Source organism: Aquabacterium sp. UBA2148, from assembly GCF_002328915.1.
In the GTDB taxonomy this organism is placed as follows: Bacteria; Pseudomonadota; Gammaproteobacteria; order Burkholderiales; family Burkholderiaceae_C; genus Aquabacterium; species Aquabacterium parvum.
The window spans coordinates 13,891-14,622 of record NZ_DCXA01000108.1; the positions used below are offsets into that span (position 1 = coordinate 13,891).

1 pseudogene is annotated in these 732 nt (G+C 64.2%); it reads left to right on the forward strand.

Going from position 1 to position 732, the window contains the following annotated elements:
* Positions 1–297 precede the first annotated feature (297 nt).
* Positions 298–732 (forward strand): annotated as a pseudogene (locus tag B2W70_RS05950) (undecaprenyl-phosphate glucose phosphotransferase); the annotation flags it as partial.

Genomic DNA, 732 nt, shown 5'->3' on the forward strand with positions numbered 1-732 from the left:
TGAGCAGGAGGACGAGGCGGGCCAGCACAGCTGGAGCCAGCCACTGAATCGGGGAGGGGAGCATGACGAGATTGTAGGGGGCGCCCGACACACCCCTGCATGCCAGGGGGGCGGGGGAAGTCGATGGGATTTCTGTCATCCATTTTGATCCACAATGCCCGATCAAGATGGTGCGGGCATGCCTGCGCCGTCGGCCTGTCCTGCACTGGCCGGGACGAGGTTGGTCGGGTGGCTGGTGGAGCGCCCGCTGCATGTCTCGCTCACCCGCTGGGTCCGGTCGTGCCTCCCGGGTTTTTCATGTTCAACAACCGCAATTACAACCGCACGTTCTTCAACGCGCCACAGTCGGTCACATCCTTCGTGGCGGCGTTCCTGGAGCCGTTCATCACGGTGCTGACGCTGGCTGGCGCCATGGCCTGGGCGGGTGAGCCCATGGGGCGTGCCGGCATGGCCCTGTGCCTGCTGGTTTTTGCGCTCACCTTTCCGGGGCGCAACCGCTTCATCGTCTCCAAGCTGGAGGCACTGATCGACATCCTGGGCTCCTGGGTGTCCATGCTTGCCATCCTGTGGCTGTGTGGCTACGCCACCAACAGCCTGATGTTTTTCGACTTCAACGCCATGATGGCGTGGGCGGCGGTGACACCGATTGTTCAGTGGGTCGCAGTCTTGATGGGCAAGGCCGTGCTGCGCCATCGTCGTTCCCAGCCGGGCGCTCGCCGACGCGCCATCGTG